Genomic DNA, 20,221 nt, shown 5'->3' with positions numbered 1-20,221 from the left:
CCGATCCGGGATCGCTCGCCCATTGGAACCCGATCCCGGCTCTTCGCCTTCGGCTACGGCCGGGATGACGCCTCTCGCGGGACTCGGCCAATCCGCCTCACCCCGCCCGTGCGGCGCGGGCGCTGGCTTCCAGATGCGGCACCAGCGCCGGGTCGAGCTTCAGCGCCGTCGCCAGCCGGGCGAGGAACACGCGCTCGGAGGTGGTGTCGGCGTCGATGGCGAGCAGCGCGGTCATATAGACCTCCGCCGCCTGCTCGGGCGAGGTGGCCTCAACGGCCAGCGCTTCCGGCGAGGCCGGGCTGCCGAGTTCCTGGGTGAGGAAACGCTCGGCTTCATCCAGCTGGGCGCCGCCGAGCTTGGCGGAAATCGCCGCGCGCTCGGCCTCGTCGACATGGCCGTCGGCCAGCGAGGCCGCGATCATGGTGCGCAGCAGCGTCACGTCGAAATGGCTGCGCTCGGCCTGCGCGGGATGGAAGGGCGACTGCGCCGGCGGCAGCTGGCTCGGCACCGGCTCGGCCGCCGTCTCCTGCGGCTTCTGGCCCTGCTGGTAATTCTGGTAGGCCTTGTAGGCGAGCGTGCCGACCAAAGCGAGGCCGCCGAGCTTCACCGCATTGCCGGCCATCTTCCGCCCGCCCTTGCTGCCGAGCACCAGCGACACCAAAGCGCCGGCCGCCGCGCCGGAGGCGAGCGAACCGCCATTATTTCCGAGATACTCCTTCGCCCGCCCCATCAGGTCGCCGGACGAGGCCGTGCCTGCGCCGGGCGGCTGCGCATTGGCACTGCCGGTGACACCCCCACTGAGACTGCCCGCGAGGCCGCCGAGCAGCCCGCCCAGCGGGTTCGTCTGCGCGGGCACCTGTCCCTGCGTCCCCGCCTGCGGCGTGAGGAACTGGTCGAGGAGCCGCTTGGCGTCGAAGTTCTTGAGGTCGATCATGGAATATCCTGCTCCTGTGGCAACAGGGCAGGTAGGGATGGAATGTGGCGGACGCTAGGTAAGCTCGCCGTTCCCCCTTCAGGATTTCGTCAGGCGGTGCCGTCCGCCTCGCCCAGCGTGAGCCCGGCACAGGCGATCAAGGGCGGAATGGCGAAGCACCACATACCCGCGAAATAGTAGAACGCCGCCGCCAGCCCGCAGCCCAGGGCAAAGCCGACGACGCTGACCGCCATGCGACGGAAGCGCGGCTTCAGCGTTTCAGCCTCGGCTCCGGCGACGCCGCGCATTACGTCGGCGAGGTCCAGCATCACCTGCGTCGTGGTCAGCGTCATCACCGTGGTGGGCGGGTAACTGGCGAGATGCATCCGCCCGACCGCGTTCTGCACGCCCATCGCTGCCACCAGCATCATGCCTGTCAGAATGGCGGCCGGGCTGTCGGCGTCGGCGAACGGACCGAGCCGGACCGCGAAGACGCAGGCAAGCGCCAGCAACGCGATCTTCAGCGCCAGAAGCGGCCGCAGACGCGACAGCGAGCGGGCCGCGAGGGCGACACTGATGAACCGTGTCGCGATCACCGCCAGGCAGAACACCGGCAGCGCCAGCAGCTTGCTGAGCGCACCGGTGCTGCCGTGAACCAGCGAAGCGGCCAGCGTGACGAAGTTGCCGGTCACATGGGCGCTGAAAAGCCCCTGCAAGGCGAGGAAGCCGGCGGCGTCGACATAGCCGGCATTGAGAGTCAGCACGGCGGGAAGAGAAGGCTTCATCGCGAATCTCCGGGCCAATCTTCCCCAGCCTAGCCCAATTGGCTCCGGGCCGCGGCAGGGGCGGTCCAAACGCGGATTGCGGCAGAGGCGCGCGCGCGTCATGTCGCAAGGCATGTCGCATCTCATGTCGCATTCGTTCAACGCCAGCGCCGAAACAATGCTCGCCGTTTTGCGGCCGGCGCGCGAGCATGCGGACAGACGACGAAAGCGGCCCCGCCCCCTCGGTTCGGCCGCCTGCGTCTCACTCTTTGCCGCGGAGGCGAATGTGCAGAAATTCTCCGGCTTCGAGCTGTTCCGCCGCGCGCTGGGCGGCCACAAGAGCTGGCAGCCGCAATGGCGCAATCCCGAGCCGAAGGCCGAATACGATGTCGTCATCGTCGGCGCCGGCGGGCATGGCCTGGCGGCGGCCTATTACCTCGCCAAGGAACACGGCATCACCAATGTCGCGGTCATCGAGCGCGGCTGGCTCGGCGGCGGCAATACCGGCCGCAACACCACTATCGTGCGCTCGAACTATCTGTTCGACGAAAGCGCCGCGCTCTACGAGCACGCGGTGAAGCTGTGGGAAGGCCTGTCGCAGGACATCAACTACAACGTCATGTATTCGGCGCGCGGCGTATTGATGCTGGCGCACAACCACCATGACGAGATCAGCTTCAAGCGCCATGTCCATGCCAACCGGCTGAACGGCGTCGACAATGAATGGCTCACCGCCGAGCAGGTGAAGGAATTCTGCCCGCCGCTCAACATCAAGAGCATGCGCTACCCCATCATCGGCGGCGCGCTGCAGCGGCGCGGCGGCACGGCGCGGCATGACGCGGTGGCCTGGGGCTTTGCCCGCGCCGCGGATTCGCGCGGCGTCGACATCATCCAGAACTGCGAGGTCACAGGCATCCGTCGCGGTCCCTCCGGCGCGGTGGAGGGGGTGGAAACCTCGCGCGGCTTCATCCGGGCGAAGAAGGTCGGCGTCTCCGCCGCCGGCCACACCAGCGTCGTCATGGCGATGGCCGGGCTGCGCATGCCGCTGGAGAGCTTCCCGCTGCAGGCGCTGGTGTCGGAGCCGGTGAAGCCCGCCTTCCCCACCGTGGTCATGAGCAACACCATCCATGCCTATATCTCGCAGTCCGACAAGGGCGAGATGGTCATCGGCGCCGGCACGGATGCCTACACCTCCTATTCCCAGCGCGGCGCGCTGCACATCACGGCCCATACGCTCGACGCCATCTGCGAGCTGGTTCCGCAGTTCCGGCGCCTGCGCATGCTGCGCAACTGGGGTGGCATCGTCGACGTGACGCCGGACCGCTCGCCGATCATCGCCAAGACCCCGGTGCCGGGTCTCTATGTGAATTGCGGCTGGGGCACCGGCGGCTTCAAGGCGACGCCGGGCTCCGGCCATGTCTTCGCCCACACCATCGCGAAGGACGCCCCGCACGCCATCAACGCGCCCTTCACGCTGGAGCGCTTCCGCGACGGTTTCCTGATCGACGAAGCGGCCGCCGCCGCCGTCGCGCACTGAGGAGGGCAGGACATGCTCATCATCACCTGCCCCTGGTGCGGCGCCCGGCCGGAAGTCGAGTTCCGCTATGGCGGCGAGGCGCACATTGCCCGCCCGGCCGACCCTTCCGCCCTCACCGACGCGGAATGGGCCGATTTCCTCTACAACCGCACCAATCCCAAGGGCCTGCACGCCGAGCGCTGGCGCCACATCCATGGCTGCGGGCGTTACTTCAACGCCCTGCGCGACACGGTGAGCGACTTCTTCGTCACCACCTACAAGGCCGGCGAGCCGCGTCCGGACATCGACGCCTCCAGCGGCGGGAGCAAGTGACATGACCAACCGCTTCCGCACCGCCTCGGGCGGGCGCATCGACCGCGCCGCGCCGCTGTCCTTCCGCTTCGACGGGCAGACCTTCTCCGGCTTCAAGGGCGACACGCTGGCCTCGGCGCTCATTGCCAATGGCGTCCACCTCATTGGGCGCTCGTTCAAATATCACCGCCCGCGCGGCTTCCTCTCCGCCGGCTCGGACGAGCCCAATGCGCTGGTCAATGTCGCCCGCGACGCCGCCCGCGCCGCGCCGAACCTGCGCGCCACGCAGGTGGAACTTTACGAGGGGCTGAAGGCGCAGAGCCAGAACCGCTGGCCCTCGCTCTCCTTCGACGCCGGCGCGATCAACGACCTCGCCGCGCCCTTCCTGCCGGCGGGCTTCTACTACAAGACCTTTATGTGGCCGGCAGGGGCGTGGAAGCGCTTCTACGAGCCGAAGATTCGCGCCATGGCCGGCCTCGGCGTCGCGCCCGATCTGCCGGACCCGGACCGCTACACCCAGAACCACGCCCATTGCGATGTGCTCGTCGTCGGCGCCGGCCCGGCCGGCCTTGCCGCCGCGCTCGCCGCCGCCGAGAGCGGTGCGAAGGTGATCCTGTGCGACGAGCAGGCGGAACTCGGCGGCTCGCTGCTGTCCGAGACCACCGCCACCATCGAAGGCAAGCCCGCTGCCGATTGGCTGGCCGCGACGCTGGCGAGCCTCACGGCGCGCGACAATGTCACGCTGATGCCGCGCACCACCGCCTTCGGCTATTTCCCGCACAACCACATTGCGCTGGCCGAGCGCGTCACCGAGCACCTCGCCGCCCCCGGCCCCGATTTGCCGCGCGAGCGGCTGTGGGAAGTGCGGGCGAAAGAGGTGGTCATCGCCGCCGGCGCGCTGGAGCGCCCGCTGGTGTTCCCCGACAATGACCGGCCGGGTGTGCTGCTGGCCGATTCCGCCCGCACCTACGCCAATCGCTACGGCACCAAGGTCGGCGAGCGCGCGGTGATCTTCACCGCCTGCGATGCCGGCTACCGCACCGCGCTCGATCTCAAGGCCGCCGGCGTCAGCATCGCCGCCATCGCCGATCTGCGCGCGGAAGTCTCCGGCGAACTCCCCTCCCGCGCGCTCGCGGCGGGCATCGATGTGCGCCCCTCCACCGTGCTGGTCGGCACCAAGGGCCGGCTGCGCGTCGCCTCCGCCCAGCTCGCCAAGGTGACGAAGGGCACGGTCGGCCCGGCGGAAACCATTGCCTGCGACGCGGTGCTGATGTCCGGCGGCTTCACGCCGAGCGTGCATCTGTTCTCGCAATCGCGCGGCAAGCTGGTGTGGGACGGCGCCGCCGGCGCCTATCTGCCCGGCACCTCGGTGGAGCGCGAGCGTTCCGCCGGCGCCTGCCGCGGCGTGAATGGCCTGCAGCGCGTGCTGGAAGACGGCTACGCCCAGGGCGAAGCCGCCGCGCTCGCTTCTCGCACCTACACTTCGCCCGCGCGCGGCGCCACGCCGGCGCCGGCCGCGCCGTCGCGGAGCCTCCCCGCCAGCGCCGAGGATCTCGGCACGGGCGGCTTCATCGGCGCCACCCCGCATGGGCGCAACCCCGCCTTCACCAAGGCGTTCGTCGACTGGCAGAACGATGTCACCTCCAAGGACCTGAAGCTCGCCACTCGCGAGGGCATGCGCTCCATCGAGCATGTGAAGCGCTACACCACCACGGGCATGGCGACCGACCAGGGCAAGACCTCGAACATGAACGCCCTCGGCATCGTCTCCGAGGCGCTCGACACGCCGGTGCCGAAGATCGGGCTCACCACCTTCCGCCCGCCCTTCACCCCCACCACGTTCGGCCTGTTCGCAGGGGCGGCGCGCGGCGATGTGTTCGATCCCGTCCGCAAGACCGCCATCCATGACTGGGCCGCCGAACACGGCGCCGCCTTCGAGGATGTCGGCAACTGGAAGCGCGCGCATTACTTCCCCCGCGCGGGTGAAGACATGCACGCCGCCGTCGCCCGTGAGTGCAAGGCGGTGCGCGCCAGCGTCGGCATGTTCGACGCCTCCACCCTCGGCAAGATCGAGATCGTCGGCCCGGATGCCGCCGAGTTCATGAACCGCATGTACACCAACGCCTGGGCCAAGCTGGAGCCCGGCCGGCTGCGCTACGGCGTCATGCTCCGCGAAGACGGCTTCGTCATGGATGACGGCGTCGTCGGGCGCATAGCGGCGGACCGCTTCCATGTCACCACCACCACGGGCGGCGCCCCGCGCGTGCTGGCGCATATGGAGGACTATCTCCAGACCGAATGGCCCGACCTTGATGTGTGGCTCACCTCCACCACCGAGCAATGGTCGGTCATCGCCGTGCAGGGGCCGAAGGCGCGCGAGGTCATCGCCCCGCTGATCGAGGGCATCGACCTCTCCAAGGAGGCCTTCCCGCATATGAGCGTGCGCGAGGGCACCATTCTCGGCGTGCCTACCCGGCTGTTCAGCGTCTCCTTCACCGGCGAACTCGGCTTCGAGATCAACGTGCCCTCCGCCGATGGACGGGCGGTGTGGGAAGCGGTCTATGCCGCCGGCGAGCGCTTCGGCATCACGCCCTATGGCACCGAGACCATGCATGTGCTGCGCGCCGAGAAGGGCTACATCATCGTCGGCCAGGAAACGGACGGCACGGCGACGCCGGACGATGTCAATCTCGGCTGGGCGGTGGGCAAGGCGAAGAAGGACTTCGTCGGCAAGCGCTCGCTCATCCGCGAGTCCATGTCCGCCCCGGACCGCCGCCAGCTCGTCGGCCTCAAGACCACCGACCCAAAGGTGGTGCTGGAGGAAGGCGCACAGATCGTCGCCGACCCCTCGGCTCCAGTGCCGGTGCCGATGCTCGGCTTCGTCACCTCCTCCTATCACAGCGCCGTTCTCGGCCGCTCCATCGCGCTGGCGATGGTGAAGGGCGGGCGCGCCCGCATCGGCACGAAGCTGATGGTGCCGATGCCGACCCACGCCATCGAGGTCGAGGTGGTCGAGCCGGTGTTCTACGACCCCAAGGGAGAACGCCTCAATGGTTGAGAGCGCTGCCGTGACCGCGTCCCTCGCACCCGCCCGCCCGCTCAGCGCGCTGGCCCCCGCCTCCCGCGTCCTCCCCGCCGCGCGGCTCACCGCGCTGGGCGACGCCGCCCGCCTGGTCTTCCGTGGCCGCGAGGCGGCGATCGGCCCGGCCGGCGAGGCCTTCGGCGTCGCCCTGCCGCGCGAGGCCTGCCGCTTCAATGCCGCAGGTGGCCGCTTCGCCTTCTGGCTCGGCCCGGATGAGTGGCTGCTGCTCGCCCCCGGCACGGAGCACGCGCCGCTCTTCGCCGCCATCGAGGCCGCGACGGCGGGTCTTCCCCACTCTCTGGTCGATGTCTCCGCGCGCAGCGTCGGCATCGAGATCGCGGGCGACAAGGCCGCCTTCGTGCTCAACCAGGGCAACCCGCTGGACCTGTCGCTCGACGCGTTCCCGGTCGGCATGTGCACCCGCACCGTGTTCCACAAGGCGGAAATCGTGCTGGTGCGCCATGCTGCGGACGTGTTCCACATCGATGTCTGGCGCTCCTTCGCGCCCTATGTCTGGGAACTCTTGGAAGACGCCCGCCGCGAACTGGCGTGACTTTTGCCGACAGCGGGGCTACGCGCGAGTTTCCCCTGGGTCCCGGCGCGGCGCTCCGGCTGCGCCTCCGCTGGGCCGGGACACGAAAGACCCGACCCGTGTCCCGGCCAAGCTGCACGACGTGCAGCGCTGAGCCGGGACCCAGCAGAGACTCTTCGGCCCTCTCGCCCCCTCGCGGAACACACCGCCATGATCAGTGCCTTCGAGCTGTTCAAGATCGGCATCGGCCCCTCCTCCTCGCACACGGTGGGGCCGATGCTGGCCGCGCTGCGCTTCACTGAGGGCCTCGCGGCCGAAGGAGTGCTGGCGCGCACCGCCCGCGTGGAGGTGATGCTCTATGGTTCGCTCGCCTGGACCGGCAAGGGCCATGGCACCGACAAGGCGGTGATCCTCGGCCTCGCCGGCCTGCACCCGCGCAATGTCGATCCCGACCGCGCCGACCTGCTCGTCGCCGGCGTGGCGGAAGACGGCCGCCTGCCGCTCGGCGGCAGCCACGGCATCAGCTTCGATCCCGCGCGCGACATCGTTTTTGACGGCGTCTCGCCCACCCCGCAGCACCCGAACACGCTCGCCTTCCGCGCTTTCGCGGCGGAGGGCGCGCCGCTGTCCGAGGCGCGCTGGTGCTCCATCGGCGGCGGCTTCGTCGTGCCGGAGGCGGAGGTCGGCCAGCCGCCGGCCGAGGACGAGGCCGCCCTGCCCTACCCGTTCCGCAATGCCCGCGAGCTGCTGGCCTATGCGGCGCGCGAAAACCTCTCCATCGCCGAGCTGGTCCTCGCCAATGAGCGCGTCCGCCGCGCGCCGGCCGAGGTGGAAGCGCGGCTCGACGGCGTGGTCGAGGCGATGATGGCCTGCATCGACCGCGGCCTTTCCACCTCGGGCGAATTGCCCGGCGGGCTGCAGGTCAAGCGCCGGGCCAAGGCGATCCGCGACAGCCTTCTCGCCCGCAACGCCCCGACCCCGCATGAGATCATGGACTGGGTCAGCCTCTACGCCATCGCGGTGAATGAGGAAAACGCCGCCGGCGGGCGGGTGGTCACCGCCCCGACCAATGGCGCGGCCGGCGTGGTGCCGGCGACGCTGCGCTATTACCGCGACCATTGCCCCGGCGCGAACCGGGAGGGGTTGCACGTCTTCCTGCTCACCGCCACCGCCATCGGCGCGCTGTTCAAGATCAACGCCTCGATCTCCGGCGCCGAGGTCGGCTGCCAGGGGGAAGTCGGCGTCGCCTGCTCCATGGCGGCGGGCGGGCTCGCCGCCGCGCTGGGCGGCACGCCGGCGCAGGTGGAGAACGCGGCGGAAATCGGCATGGAGCACCATCTCGGCATGACCTGCGACCCCATTGGCGGGCTGGTGCAGGTGCCCTGCATCGAGCGCAACGCCTTCGGCGCCATCAGCGCGGTCAACGCCGCCTCGCTGGCGCTGCATGGCGACGGCACCCACATCGTCTCGCTCGACAAGGTCATCGTCACCATGCGCGAGACCGGCCGCGACATGGCCTCGAAATACAAGGAAACCTCGCTGGGCGGCCTCGCCGTGAACCTGCCGGAATGCTGAGCCGCCCATGCCGCCGCCGAGGAAGCCCTCACCCGCCGCACAGCCGGTGCGACCTGACGCCGCAAATTTGCTATGCTGGGCCGAGGAGCAGGCCATGAACCAGCAGCGTCCCCCCTCCCTGGCCATGACGAGCGCGTCCAGCACGGCGGCGCCGGTGCTGAATGTCGGCTTCATCCTGGCCGATAATTTCACCCTCTCGGCGTTTTCGCTGATGGTCGACCAGTTCCGCCTCGCCGCCGATGATGGCGACCGCTCCCGCCCCATCCTCGCCCGCTGGCAGGTCATGTCCTCGCGGCAGGAGCCGATCCGCGCCAGCTGCGGCATCACGGTGGCGCCCTCCGGCCCGCTCGCCGACCCCGCGAACTTCCACTACATCATCGTCGTCGGCGGCCTGCTGCATGGCGGCCAGCAGCTGGACGAGGAGAGCATCGCCTATCTCAAGCGCGCCGCCCGTGCCGGCGTGCCGCTGGTCGGCGTCTGCACCGGCTCCTTCGTGCTCGCCCGCGCCGGGCTGATGACCGGCCGGCGCTGCTGCGTGTCCTGGTATCACTATCAGGATTTCATGGAGGAATTCCCCCACCACACCCCGGTGGCGGACCGGCTCTATGTCATCGATGGCGACCGCATCACCTGCGCCGGCGGCGGCGGCGCGGCCGATCTCGCCACCGCGCTGGTGGAGAAGTTTCTCGGCCGCTCCATCGCCCAGAAGAGCCGGCACGTGCTGCTGCTGGACCGCCAGCGCCCCGGCACCGAATCCCAGCCGCACCCGCCCATCGCCGATCTGGTGGCGGATGACCGCGTGCGCCGCGCGCTCTTGATGATGGAGCAGCACCTCGCCGATCCGCTGCCCATCGCCGACATCGCCCGCCGGCTACAGCTTTCCACCCGCCAGTTGGAGCGCCTGTTCCAGACGGTGATGGGCCAGCGCCCGGCGGAGTTCTACCGCCGGCTGCGGCTGCGCTATGCCCGCTTCCTGCTCGACACCACCGGCCGCTCGGTCACCGATATCGCGCTGGAAGCCGGCTTCTCGGACTGCGCGCATTTCTCCCGCCAGTTCAAGGCGCAGCACGGTTTCACCCCGTCCGATGCCCGCGCCCGCGCCCCGGTGGCGGTGCAGAGCGTCGCCGGCCAGCGGCTGTTCGACTGAGCGCGCTCAGGTCCCCGTCTCGGTCCGGCTGGCATTGCCCTTCATCAGGATCGGCCCGGTCGGGCGGCCGGTGGGCGAACCGCCTGCCGGCTCCAGCGTCACCTCGTAAAGCTGCTCCGCCGCCGGCGCCGGCAGGCCCTCGACGCTGAGCTCGACATTGCGCATCGCCTCCAAGAGGCCGACCGAGACCGGCCCGCGCTCGCGGTCCCACAGCGTCCACACCTGCAACGACTTGCCCTCCGGCGCCTTCAGGGCGCTCAGCGCCAGCAGCTCGGTGCGCCCGTCGCGGAAGGCATTGACCACAGCCGCCGGCTGGTTCTGGTCCGAGATCAGCACCGCCACCAGCACCGGCGCCTGTGCCGCCTGCCGCGCCAGCTGCGCCGTGCCGATCGCGAGTAGCACCAGCGCGGCCGAGGTCGCCAGCCCATAGAAGCGCCACAGGCTGAGACTCTCCCACCCTGTCGCCAGCCGCGAGGGGCGGGCGGGCGCGGGGCGCGCCGCCTTCGGTGCCGGCACCGCCAGCGCCGCCTCGATCCGCGGCCACAGCGCCGGATCGGGCCTCACCGGCGCGGCGGTGGCATCCAGTTCGGCGAGGCGCGCCCGCCACAGCTCCACCTGCACGGCGAGCCCGGCGTCGCGTTCCAGCCGCTCCTCACAGCGGCGCATTTCCTCCGCGTCGAGCAGGCCGAGCACATACTCGCTCGCCAGCCGGTCGCGCTCGTCGGCGCTCATGTCATGCACTCCCGCAGGGTGAGCAGGCTGCGGCGGATCCACGCCTTGGCGGTGCCGAGCGGCACGCCGAGCCTTCCCGCCAGTTCGCCATGGGTCAGCCCGCGCATATAGGCGAGCAGGATCGCCCGGCGTCGCAGCGGCTCCAGCCGGTCGAGACACCGCCGCAGCGCGCTGGTCTCGGACAGCGCCATGACCAGCGCCTCGGCATCCGCTGCCTCGCTGGCCGGCTCGATCGCCTCGAAATCGCCGACCGATTCCATCCGCCCCTCGCCGCGCAGCACGTTGAGGGCGGTGTTGCGCAGGATGGCGAAGGCCCAGGAGGTGGGCCGGCCGCGCGCGGCGTCGAACGTGCCGGCCTTGTCCCAGATGCGCAGAAAGGTGTCGTGCACCACCTCGTCGGCGAGATCGCGCCGGCGCAGCATGCGCAGGGCGACGCCGGTCATCTTTGGCGCCAACCGGTCATAGAGAAGCTGCAGGCCGGCGCGTTCGCCACGCGCGCAGCCTTGCAGAGCCTCGGCGAGGGCGTCTTCGCTCCCGCCATCGGCGGTGGGCGGCAAGGTCGTCATCGGGCGGCTCCCGCAAGGTAAGGCTTAATACTCTTACGCGACACCGCCGGTTTCAGATGCAAGGGCAAGAGATTTTTTCACACGTCGCTGCATCCGCCGGCGATTGCCGCGTGTAGCCGCTCCGTCCAGCCGACACGTGTTCGGCGCGAAAAGGAGTTCGCCACGATGAAAAGCGCGATGATCGCCCTCACCTTCAGCGCATTCACCTTCACCGGCCTCGCCCTCGCCGGCGGCGCGCAGGCGCAGACTGTCGCCGCCCTGCTCGACGGCAACAGGATCGCCCTGGTCGACGTCAAGGCCGCCAAGGCCGGCACGCCGGTGAAAGTCACCGGCGACGGCAAGCTCGTCGGCATTGATGTGCGCCCGGCCGACGGCCTGCTCTACGGCCTGTTCGCCGACGGCACCGTCGTCACCATCGACCCGATGACCGGCAAGGCGATGAAGAAGTCCACGCTCGCCACCATGCTCCCGGCGGGCTCCATGGCCACGGTCGACTTCAACCCGGTGGCCGACCGGCTGCGCGTCATTGGCAGCGACGGCACCAATCTTCGCGCCAATGTCGACGACGGCAAGGTGACGACGGACGGCGTGCTGAAATACGCCGAGGGCGACATGCACAAGGGCAAGGCGTCGAAGGTCGTCGCCGGCGCCTATACCAATTCGGTGAAGGGCGCCAAGGAAACCGCGCTCTATGACATCGACGCTGCCGCCGGCACCCTGGTCAAGCAGGCGCCGCCCAATGACGGCGTGCTCAATTCCGTCGGCAAGCTCGGCGTCACCGGCGAGGTTTTCGCCTTTGACATCGTCACGACAGCGGCCGGCGCCAATGAGGGCTGGCTGATGGCCGGCGACACGCTCTATGCGGTCGATCTCGCCACCGGCAAGGCCACCGCGGTGGGCAAGATCGCTGGCGTCACGGGCAAGGTGCACGACATCGCCATCCTGCCGGCGATGTGAGCCTTTCCACCTCCTGCCAGCCACGGAGAGGGCGGCGCGGCCACGCGCCGCCCTTTCTGCGTTGCGGGCGCTGCTGGAATGTCGCGTCCAGCAAATTGTCTGTCGCGTCGGTGAAAGTCGGCGGCGCACTTGTGTCGAACAATTCCAGACGACAAGCGGGCCGCACCCGCGCGAGGGAGAACAGACGATGCTCGATTCCACCGCCACCCCGCTGAAAGCGCTGCTGCGCCGCCGCAAGCCAGGCTACAGCCTGGAAGCGCCGTTCTACACCAGCCCGGAAATCTTCGCGGCCGACCTCGACATCATCTTCGGCCATCACTGGCTCTTCGTCGGCGTCGACCCCGACATTCCCGAGCCGGGCGACGCCATGACGCTGAATATCGGCCAGACCAACATCGTGCTGGTGCGCGACGATGATGGCGAGGTGCGCGCCTTCCACAATGTCTGCCGCCATCGCGGCGCGCCGATCGTGCATGACTACAAGACCACGGTGGGCAATCTCGTCTGCCGCTACCATTCCTGGACCTATGGCCTCGACGGCAAGCTGCTCGCCGCCTCGCATATGGGCGAGGGCTTCGACGCCTCCTGCCATGGCCTGAAGCCGGTGCATGTGCGCTCGCTGGAAGGACTGCTCTTCGTCTGCCTCGCCGACGAGCCCCCGGCGGATTTCGAGGTGATGGCGGCGAAGATGGCGCCCTATCTCGCCCCGCACGATCTGAAGAACGCCAAGGTGGCCTTCGAGAAGGACATCATCGAGCCCGGCAACTGGAAGCTCACCATGGAGAACAACCGCGAGTGCTATCACTGCGCGGGCAACCATCCCGAGCTGACCGTGCCGCTCTTCGCCTACGGCTTCGGCTTCGCGCCGGAAGAGCTCGACGAGCATGAGCGCAAGGAAGCCGAGGATTACGACAAGCTGCTCAAGGACAGCCATCAGGAATGGGAAAGCTGCGGCTTCCCCTCCACGCTGATGGAGCATCTCGACGACATGGCCACCGGCTTCCGCACCGAGCGCCTGCCGCTCGCCGGCGCGGGCGAGAGCCACACCCACAGCACGCAAGCCGCGTGCAAGAAGCTGCTCGGCCGGATCAACGACCCCAAGCACGGCGCGCTGCATTTCTGGACCCAGCCGAACAGCTGGCATCATTTCATGTCCGACCACGCCGTGGTGTTCTCGGTGCTGCCGCTCGACGCCGAGCGCTCGCTGCTCCGCACGAAGTGGCTGGTGCACAAGGACGCGGTCGAGGGCGTCGACTACACGATCGAGAACCTCACCGGCGTGTGGGACGCCACCAACGACCAGGATTCGGAACTGGTCGGCTATTGCCAGACCGGCGCGCGCAGCCCGGCCTATGAGCCCGGCCCCTACTCGCCGCACACCGAAATGCTCGTGGACAAGTTCTGCAACTGGTACGTCAACCGGATGAGCGAACACCTCGGGCGGTGAGGCAGGCAGACGCCTGCACGTCCCCTCATCCTCTCCCCGTTGGGGAGAGGTGGCCCGCGAAGCGGGTCGGTGAGGGGCCACGGGACCGCCCAAGCGCAGCCCCTCACCCCACCCCTCTCCCCGTCGGGGAGAGGGCGCATGGCTGATCCGCCGGGACAGTCGCTCATAATCGGAACCCGCCCCCATGCACGCGCCCACCCCCACCGTCTCGCCCGAACCAGCCGCCCCGCGCCTTGCCGGCGCCCTCAAGGCGTGGAACCCGGAGGCGGATGACGCGCTCACCGTCCTCGCCATCCGCGACGAGACGGCTGACGTGAAGACCTTCGTGCTGGCGCCGAAGGAGCCGTGCCTGTTCCACTACCAGCCCGGCCAGTTCCTCACGCTGGAGCTGGAGATCGGCAGCGAGACCATCAATCGCTGCTACACCATCGCTTCCGCCCCCACCCGCCCGCACACCCTCGCGATCACGGTGAAGCGCGTGCCCGGCGGGCCGGTGTCGAACTGGCTGCACGACCATATCCGCGTCGGCTCCACGCTGCGCGCGGTCGGGCCGATGGGCGAGTTCTCCTGCTTCATCGAGGGCACCCCCGCGCCGGCGCCGAAATATCTGTTCCTCTCCGGCGGCAGCGGCATCACCCCGCTCATGTCGATGGCCCGCACCTTCCACGACCTCGCCGAGCCGCGCGACATCGTCTTCGTCCACGCCGCCCGCTCGCCGGCCGACATCATCTTCCGCGACGAGCTGGAATTGATGGCGCGCAACCAGCCGGGCGTCTTCCGCTTTGCCCCGGTCTGCGAGGCCGACAGCCCGCGCAGCCCCTGGCACGGCCTGCGCGGCCGGGTGAGCCTTGGCGTGCTCGAACATGTCGCGCCCGATTTTCGCGAGCGCGAAGTCTTCGTCTGCGGCCCGGCGCCGTTCATGAAGGCGGTGCGGGAACTCCTGAAGGGCGCGGGTTTCGACATGGCCCGCCACCATGAGGAAAGCTTCGATTTCGCCGAACTCGCCAAAGCCGAGCCGGAAGTGGCGGCGGAGGTGGTTTCGGCCGAGCTGCTGCAGGCGGTGCCGGAGGCGCTGGAAGCGCCGGTCGTCACCTACACCGTGGAATTCGCCAAGCAGAAGCGCAGCATCGAGTGCCGCTCCGACATGTTCGTGCTGGACGCCGCCCGCCGCGCCGGGGTGCGCCTGCCCTCCTCCTGCTCCAAGGGCCTGTGCGGCACCTGCAAGTCGAAGCTCGTCGAGGGCACGGTGGAGATGAAGCATGGCGGCGGCATCCGCCAGCGCGAAATCGACGCCGGCATGGCGCTGCTGTGCTGCTCCAAGCCGACCAGCAATCTGGTGGTGGACCGCTGAGCCGGCGCCCGCACGGACACTAAAAACGTCATCCCGGAAGGGTCGCAGGCCCTGTCCGGGATCGCGATGCAGTCAGGGAGAGCGATCGCGGCGCGTCGCCTCCGGCGGCGGCCGGGATGACGGCTTGGCCGAGAAGGGTTCAGCGCCAGAGATCGAGCGCGCCGTTCACCGCCTGCTTCATGCCGTCATAGGCGCGGCTGGTGCCTTCCACCGTGCGGTCGACGATCTCGGTGGCGGTGGGAATGGGCGGCAGGCCGAGGAAGCCTTCCTTCTTCTCGCTCTCGCGGGCGACCACCGGGGCCGGGGGCAGCACGCCCGGTTCGGCGGCGGCGAGATCGAGCGGCCGACCGACCGAGGCGGGCGCGGCGGCAGGAGCCGTGGCGGCCGGCGCGGCGCTGCCGGCGACCGGCGCGGGCGCGTTTCGCACCATCGGGTCGCGGCTGTCGCAGCGCGCGCCGCACTGGTCGAAACGCTCCACGCCCGCCGGCAGGTCGGCGACGGTGATGTCGCTGGAAAGCGGCGCGGCGCCGGCATGGGTCGTGCGCGTCGCGGCGGACGGCGCGGCAGGCTTGGCGGCCTTCTGCGGCGGCTTGTAGACCGCGCCGGGCTCGATGGCGCGGATCATGGTGGGAATGTCGAGCTGGTCGCCCTTGTCGCTCGGCTCCTCGGCCAGATCGACCGGCTGGGCCACCAGCCGGGCCAGCGTCTTCACGCTTTCCTGCGCCTGCTGCGCGCCGGCCTGTTCCGCCTTGCCGCGCAGATAGCCGCTATCCTCGGCGACGACATAGGTGCCGACGGCGACCGCGAGCGCGAAGCCCACCGGCAGCATGAGGCGGCCGGCAAGCGAGGACTGGAAGCTGGAGCTTGAGCGCAGCATGGAGCGCATGGACGGAATCCCCTTCTATCTCGGCGCATTTCCGCCTGCGTTGGCGACCATTTTGCGGCATGATTGGTGCCAGTCGGTGACAAAGCGGGGGTAATCCTGCGCGCCGCTTTGCGACCATCATCCTCAGCAACATTGGGCAAGCCATTCCCCGGGTGCCTCCGACGTGCGCGACACCGCCTCCCTCACCCGCATCGGCTTCCTCACGCTGCCGAACCATTCGATGATCGCCTGCGCCAATGCGCTGGAAGCGCTGCGCATGGCCAATTACGTCGCCGAGGGCGAGCTTTATTCCTGGCGTATCGTCACCCCGGACGGCACGCCCGCCACCGCCAGCAACGGCCTCACCCTCTCCCCCACGGTGGCGCTGGCGGAAGCCGGCCCGCTCGACCTTCTGCTGGTGTGCGGCGGCATCGACATACGCCACGCCGCCACTCCGGCGGTGGCGGACATGCTGCGCCGGCTCGCCCGGCGCGGCGTGGCGCTCGGCGCGCTGTGCACCGGCAGCTTCGTGCTCGCCGAGGCGGGGCTGCTCGATTTCTACCGCTGTGTCGTGCACTGGGAAAATCTGCCGGCATTGCGCGAGGAATTTCCCCGCATCGACTTTGTCGAGGAAGCCTTCGTCATCGACCGCGACCGGCTGACCTGCACCGGCGGCATCGCGCCGCTGGAAATGATGCTCACCCTGATCGAGGCCAAGGCCGGTCGCGCGCTGGCCGACAAGGTGTCGGAACAGTTCATCGTCGACCGCGCCCCGCGCCGGACGGAGAAGGTGGCCGCCCGCCCGCGCCCGCTGCTGCCCGACCCGACGCTCGCCCGTGCGGTGCGGCTGATGGAGGCCGCGATCGAGCAGCCGCTCGGCGTCTCCGGCATCGCCAACCGGCTCGGCGTCTCCGCCCGCCAGTTGGAACGGCTGTTCCAGCGCCATCTCGGCGTCACCCCGGCTTCCTATCAGCTGCGGCTGCGGCTGGAGCGGGCGCGCGAATTGCTGCGCCTCTCGCCGCTGCCGGTCACCGATGTCGGGCTCGCCTGCGGCTTCCAGTCGGCGGCGCATTTCTCCACCGCCTATGCCCGGCATTTCGGCCGCCCGCCCAGCCGCGAGCGGCGCGGCGCCGCCCCCGCCCCGGCCCGGGCGTGAGGGTTGGGCATCGTCCGCACTGGCGCAGCGCGGCGCGTGGTATTAATTGTGCAAGGTGACTGCCCTTTCAGCGGCGCCTCACACACGCCGCGCCCCGAGACTGGCCAGAGATCGCGCCCCGAGAATGCGCCCATGAACGCGCCCGTGAATCCGAACGGTTATCGCAGGCTGGCCGCCCGCTACAGCGACCTGACCTCCGGCATGCTGGCACCCGAGCGCACACCGCTCGCCGATGCCTGGCTCGGCCTGCCCATGACCTTCGTCGCCGGCGCCACCAATGCCGGCGGGCTGCTGGCGGTGGGGCAATACACCTCGCATATGTCGGGCATCATCTCGTCGGCCGCCGACCATGCGGTGCTCGGCGCGATGGACCTCGTTCTCGGGGGCCTCGGCGCGCTCATCGCCTTCGTGCTCGGCGCCGCCACCTCGGCGGTGCTGGTCAATTGGGGGCGGCTGCATGTCGCCGGCCGCGAATACGCGCTGCCGCTGACGCTGGAGGCGCTGCTGCTGCTGGCCTTCGCGCTCATCGGCCCGTTCACCCGCCAGCATGCCCTCATGCTCGGCCTCGCCGTGGCGGTGCTGTGCTTCATCATGGGGCTGCAGAACGCCACCGTCACCAAGATGTCGGGCGCCAAGATCCGCACCACCCACATGACCGGCATCGTCACCGATATCGGCATCGAACTCGGCAAGCTGTTCTATTCCAACCGCCGCCGGCGCGGCACCGGCCTGCCGCTGGTGCTGGCGGACCGGGAAAAGCTGAAGCTGCTCAGCTATTTCCTCACCGCCTTCTTCGTCGGCGGCGTCGTCGGCGCGGTTGGCTTCAACCAGGTCGGCTTCGTCTTCGCCGTGCCGCTGGCGCTGCTGGTTCTGGCGCTCGCCGGCCCCTCGGCGCTGCGCATCCTGCTGCGCTGAACGGCTCGGTCGCAACGCTACCGGCGCGATGGCGCAAATCTTCTGTCCGGCATAGGCGCATGCGACCTATCGTGCCCGTGTCGGGTTTAGAATGCGTAGGCGAAGGAGCGCGCCCACCATCATGATCGCCAATGCCGAGGCACTTCTCAAACCCTTGACCATCAAGGGCCTCACCATCCGCAACCGGGTGATGTCGACCTCGCACGCGCCGGGCTACGGCAAGGACGGCAAGCCGCAGGAGCGCTATCAGCTCTACCACATGGAAAAGGCTAAGGGCGGCATCGGGCTGACCATGTTCGGCGGCTCCTCCTCGGTGGCGATCGACAGCCCCGCCGCGCCGTGGAACCAGATTTCCGTCACCGATGACAGCGTCATCCCCTATTTCCAGCAATTCGCCGAGCGCGTGCACGCCCACGGCGCCAAGCTGATGATCCAGCTCACCCATATGGGCCGGCGCACCAAATGGGACACGGAGAACTGGCTGCCGACCCTCTCCGCCTCGGTGCGGCGCGAGCCGGCCTCGCGCACCGTGCCGCGCGCCATGGACAAGCACGACATACGCCGCGTGGTGAAGGCGTTCGCCGACGCCGCCCGCCGCTGCAAGGAGGGCGGGCTGGACGGCTGCGAGATTTCCGCCGCCCATGGCCATCTCGTCGACCAGTTCTGGAGCCCCTCGGTCAACCAGCGCAGCGATGAATATGGCGGCAGCCTGGAAAACCGCATGCGCTTCGGCAAGGAAGTGCTCACCGCCATGCGCGAGGCCACCGGCGACGATTACGTCATCGGGATCCGCATGTCCGGCGACGAGATGATCGCCGACGGCCTCAGCCATGAGGACTGCGTCGCCATCGCCTCGGAATATGCCCGCCTCGGCCTTGTCGACTTCCTCAACATCGTCGGCGGCCAGGCGCGGGACGAGATGTCCCACGCCGTCTCGCTGCCCAACATGTCCTTCCCGGTCGCGCCCTTCCTCTATCTGCCGAGCGCGATCAAGCGCGAGGTGGAGGTGCCGATCTTCCACGCCCAGCGCGTGACCGATCTCGCCACCGGCGCCCGCGCCGTCGCCGAGGGCCATGTCGACATGATCGCCATGACCCGCGCCCACATCGCCGACCCGCATCTCGTGAAGAAGCTGATGGAAGGCCGCGACGACGACATCCGCCAATGCGTCGGCGCCGGCTACTGCATCGACCGCATCTATGTCGGCGGCGACGCGCTGTGCCTGCAAAACGCGGCGACCGGCCGCGAGGCGACCATGCCGCACGTCATCCCCAAGGCGGAGGTGACGCGCAGGGTGGTGGTCGTCGGCGCCGGCCCGGCCGGGCTGGAAGCCGCCCGCGTCTGCGCCGAGCGCGGCCATAGCGTGGTGCTGTTCGAGAAGGAGCCGGTGGTCGGCGGCCAGATCAACATCGCCGCCAAGGCGACCTGGCGCGAGGCGCTGTCCGGCATTCCGCGCTGGCTTTATGCGCAGGTGCAGAAGAAGGGGGTCGACATCCGCCTCGGCCGCGCCGCCACGCCGGAAGACATCACCGCCGAGGCGCCGGATGTGGTGATCATGGCCACCGGCGGGGTGCCCAATCTCGGCCATGCCAAGGGGCACGAGCACGCCGTCTCCACCTGGGACATCCTCACCGGCCGCGTCGAGCCCACCGGCTCGGTGCTGCTGTTCGACGAGATCGGCGGCCACAACGCCGCCTCCACCGCCGAGGTGCTGGCCAAGAAGGGCTGCCTCGTCGAGATGGTGACGCATGACGTGCAGATCGCGCAGGAGATCGGCACCACCAACAAGCCGGTGCATCTGCGCGAACTCTACAAGCTCGGCGTGGTGATGACCCCGAATACCGAGCTGATCGAGATCTACCCCGAAGGCAACCGCCTCATCGCCGCCCTGCGCAACACCATGACAGATGCGGAAGAGGAGCGCGTCATCGACCGCGTCGTGGTCGATTACGGCACGCTCCCCGTGGACGGCCTGTTCGAGGCGCTGCGGGGCGCGTCCATCAATGATGGCGAGACCGACCTCGACGCGCTCATTTCCGGCCGCGCCCCGCGCTGGACCGGCCAGCCGGGCTTCGCGCTCTACCGCGTCGGCGACGCCTGGACCGGGCGCAACATCCACGCCGCGCTCTATGATTCGCTCCGGCTCTGCAAGGATCTGTGAGGCGATGAGCGCCGCGAGGGGAACGCCCAAGGAACGTCATCCCGGACGGCCATCTGGCCGATCCGGGATCGTGCGCAGAATTGGCACGCGGTCCCGGCTCTCCGCCCTGCGGGCTGCGGCCGGGATGACGCCGCCGGCGGGCCTCCAACGCCATTCCAGCCCGCATGCGGTCATGGCCGCCCCCCTCACCCCCCCCTCTCCCCCATGGGGAGAGGGCTTGCCCCTTGCCC

Annotated in this window: 17 protein-coding genes; 12 read left to right on the top strand and 5 right to left on the bottom strand. The window is 69.4% G+C overall.

Annotated elements, in window-relative coordinates; genetic code table 11:
* Positions 1-97 precede the first annotated feature (97 nt).
* The gene (locus K9D25_RS09900; RefSeq protein ID WP_244450670.1) at positions 98-934 is read right to left on the bottom strand and encodes a tellurite resistance TerB family protein; all 837 of its coding nucleotides are present in this window, start codon (positions 932-934) and stop codon (positions 98-100) included.
* 89 nt (positions 935-1,023) lie between these two features.
* Positions 1,024-1,698 (bottom strand): YoaK family protein, encoded by a 675-nt coding sequence (locus K9D25_RS09895; protein ID WP_244450669.1) that lies wholly within the window; start codon positions 1,696-1,698, stop codon positions 1,024-1,026.
* Positions 1,699-1,963: 265 nt separating this feature from the next.
* Here K9D25_RS09895 and K9D25_RS09890 point away from each other — a divergent pair, with 265 nt between their 5' ends.
* The 6 genes from K9D25_RS09890 to K9D25_RS09865 all read left to right on the top strand — a co-directional run bounded on the left by K9D25_RS09890 (position 1,964) and on the right by K9D25_RS09865 (position 9,841).
* Entirely contained in the window at positions 1,964-3,214 is a 1,251-nt protein-coding gene (locus K9D25_RS09890; protein ID WP_244450668.1) for a sarcosine oxidase subunit beta family protein, read from the top strand.
* A gap of 12 nt (positions 3,215-3,226) precedes the next feature.
* Complete coding sequence (locus tag K9D25_RS09885) at positions 3,227-3,526, top strand: sarcosine oxidase subunit delta (protein ID WP_244450667.1); 300 nt, start codon at positions 3,227-3,229, stop codon at positions 3,524-3,526.
* A gap of 1 nt (position 3,527) precedes the next feature.
* A complete protein-coding gene (locus tag K9D25_RS09880; protein ID WP_244450666.1) occupies positions 3,528-6,563 on the top strand; it encodes a sarcosine oxidase subunit alpha in 3,036 nt (1,011 codons plus the stop codon).
* A gap of 10 nt (positions 6,564-6,573) precedes the next feature.
* Positions 6,574-7,140: a sarcosine oxidase subunit gamma gene (locus K9D25_RS09875; protein WP_244450665.1), complete on the top strand. Its 567-nt coding sequence runs from the start codon at positions 6,574-6,576 to the stop codon at positions 7,138-7,140.
* Positions 7,141-7,329: 189 nt separating this feature from the next.
* Positions 7,330-8,694, top strand: coding sequence for an L-serine ammonia-lyase (locus tag K9D25_RS09870; protein ID WP_244450664.1), 1,365 nt, complete (start codon positions 7,330-7,332; stop codon positions 8,692-8,694).
* Between the two features lie 94 nt (positions 8,695-8,788).
* On the top strand, positions 8,789-9,841 hold the full coding sequence (locus tag K9D25_RS09865; RefSeq protein ID WP_244450663.1) for a GlxA family transcriptional regulator: 1,053 nt from the start codon (positions 8,789-8,791) through the stop codon (positions 9,839-9,841).
* A gap of 6 nt (positions 9,842-9,847) precedes the next feature.
* Here the strand turns inward: K9D25_RS09865 and K9D25_RS09860 are convergent, their stop codons facing one another.
* Positions 9,848-10,573: an anti-sigma factor gene (locus tag K9D25_RS09860; RefSeq protein ID WP_244450662.1), complete on the bottom strand. Its 726-nt coding sequence runs from the start codon at positions 10,571-10,573 to the stop codon at positions 9,848-9,850.
* On the bottom strand, positions 10,570-11,139 hold the full coding sequence (locus tag K9D25_RS09855; RefSeq protein ID WP_244450661.1) for a sigma-70 family RNA polymerase sigma factor: 570 nt from the start codon (positions 11,137-11,139) through the stop codon (positions 10,570-10,572). The genes K9D25_RS09860 and K9D25_RS09855 overlap by 4 nt, the downstream gene beginning before the upstream one ends.
* 165 nt (positions 11,140-11,304) lie before the next feature.
* Here K9D25_RS09855 and K9D25_RS09850 point away from each other — a divergent pair, with 165 nt between their 5' ends.
* The 3 genes from K9D25_RS09850 to K9D25_RS09840 all read left to right on the top strand — a co-directional run bounded on the left by K9D25_RS09850 (position 11,305) and on the right by K9D25_RS09840 (position 14,894).
* Complete coding sequence (locus K9D25_RS09850) at positions 11,305-12,096, top strand: DUF4394 domain-containing protein (protein ID WP_244450660.1); 792 nt, start codon at positions 11,305-11,307, stop codon at positions 12,094-12,096.
* Between the two features lie 187 nt (positions 12,097-12,283).
* Entirely contained in the window at positions 12,284-13,543 is a 1,260-nt protein-coding gene (locus K9D25_RS09845) for an aromatic ring-hydroxylating oxygenase subunit alpha (protein WP_244450659.1), read from the top strand.
* Between the two features lie 184 nt (positions 13,544-13,727).
* Positions 13,728-14,894 (top strand): hybrid-cluster NAD(P)-dependent oxidoreductase, encoded by a 1,167-nt coding sequence (locus K9D25_RS09840; RefSeq protein ID WP_244450658.1) that lies wholly within the window; start codon positions 13,728-13,730, stop codon positions 14,892-14,894.
* A gap of 139 nt (positions 14,895-15,033) precedes the next feature.
* Here K9D25_RS09840 and K9D25_RS09835 read toward each other — a convergent pair whose 3' ends face one another.
* The gene (locus K9D25_RS09835) at positions 15,034-15,780 is read right to left on the bottom strand and encodes a hypothetical protein (RefSeq protein ID WP_244450657.1); all 747 of its coding nucleotides are present in this window, start codon (positions 15,778-15,780) and stop codon (positions 15,034-15,036) included.
* A 163-nt stretch (positions 15,781-15,943) separates the two neighbouring features.
* Here K9D25_RS09835 and K9D25_RS09830 point away from each other — a divergent pair, with 163 nt between their 5' ends.
* The 3 genes from K9D25_RS09830 to K9D25_RS09820 all read left to right on the top strand — a co-directional run bounded on the left by K9D25_RS09830 (position 15,944) and on the right by K9D25_RS09820 (position 19,991).
* On the top strand, positions 15,944-16,915 hold the full coding sequence (locus K9D25_RS09830) for a GlxA family transcriptional regulator (RefSeq protein WP_244450656.1): 972 nt from the start codon (positions 15,944-15,946) through the stop codon (positions 16,913-16,915).
* Positions 16,916-17,047: 132 nt separating this feature from the next.
* Positions 17,048-17,830 (top strand): YoaK family protein, encoded by a 783-nt coding sequence (locus tag K9D25_RS09825; protein WP_432207925.1) that lies wholly within the window; start codon positions 17,048-17,050, stop codon positions 17,828-17,830.
* Between the two features lie 121 nt (positions 17,831-17,951).
* On the top strand, positions 17,952-19,991 hold the full coding sequence (locus K9D25_RS09820; RefSeq protein WP_244450655.1) for an NADH:flavin oxidoreductase: 2,040 nt from the start codon (positions 17,952-17,954) through the stop codon (positions 19,989-19,991).
* The last annotated feature ends 230 nt before the right edge of the window (positions 19,992-20,221 follow it).

The sequence above is a fragment of the Ancylobacter polymorphus genome, from assembly GCF_022836935.1.
GTDB lineage: Bacteria > Pseudomonadota > Alphaproteobacteria > Rhizobiales > Xanthobacteraceae > Ancylobacter > Ancylobacter polymorphus_A.
Note: the sequence above shows the minus strand (reverse complement) of the source record. Positions and strands in the feature narration are given on the sequence as shown.

Excerpts from the sequence above, each read along its gene's own strand:
- K9D25_RS09900 (WP_244450670.1), bottom strand. The coding sequence starts at position 934 with ATGATCGACCTCAAGAACTTCGACGCCAAGCGGCTCCTCGACCAGTTC.
- K9D25_RS09895 (WP_244450669.1), bottom strand. The coding sequence starts at position 1,698 with ATGAAGCCTTCTCTTCCCGCCGTGCTGACTCTCAATGCCGGCTATGTC.
- K9D25_RS09885 (WP_244450667.1), top strand. The coding sequence starts at position 3,227 with ATGCTCATCATCACCTGCCCCTGGTGCGGCGCCCGGCCGGAAGTCGAG.
- K9D25_RS09880 (WP_244450666.1), top strand. The coding sequence starts at position 3,528 with ATGACCAACCGCTTCCGCACCGCCTCGGGCGGGCGCATCGACCGCGCC.
- K9D25_RS09870 (WP_244450664.1), top strand. The coding sequence starts at position 7,330 with ATGATCAGTGCCTTCGAGCTGTTCAAGATCGGCATCGGCCCCTCCTCC.
- K9D25_RS09865 (WP_244450663.1), top strand. The coding sequence starts at position 8,789 with ATGAACCAGCAGCGTCCCCCCTCCCTGGCCATGACGAGCGCGTCCAGC.
- K9D25_RS09860 (WP_244450662.1), bottom strand. The coding sequence starts at position 10,573 with ATGAGCGCCGACGAGCGCGACCGGCTGGCGAGCGAGTATGTGCTCGGC.
- K9D25_RS09855 (WP_244450661.1), bottom strand. The coding sequence starts at position 11,139 with ATGACGACCTTGCCGCCCACCGCCGATGGCGGGAGCGAAGACGCCCTC.
- K9D25_RS09850 (WP_244450660.1), top strand. The coding sequence starts at position 11,305 with ATGAAAAGCGCGATGATCGCCCTCACCTTCAGCGCATTCACCTTCACC.
- K9D25_RS09845 (WP_244450659.1), top strand. The coding sequence starts at position 12,284 with ATGCTCGATTCCACCGCCACCCCGCTGAAAGCGCTGCTGCGCCGCCGC.
- K9D25_RS09840 (WP_244450658.1), top strand. The coding sequence starts at position 13,728 with ATGCACGCGCCCACCCCCACCGTCTCGCCCGAACCAGCCGCCCCGCGC.
- K9D25_RS09835 (WP_244450657.1), bottom strand. The coding sequence starts at position 15,780 with ATGCGCTCCATGCTGCGCTCAAGCTCCAGCTTCCAGTCCTCGCTTGCC.
- K9D25_RS09825 (WP_432207925.1), top strand. The coding sequence starts at position 17,048 with ATGAACGCGCCCGTGAATCCGAACGGTTATCGCAGGCTGGCCGCCCGC.
- K9D25_RS09820 (WP_244450655.1), top strand. The coding sequence starts at position 17,952 with ATGATCGCCAATGCCGAGGCACTTCTCAAACCCTTGACCATCAAGGGC.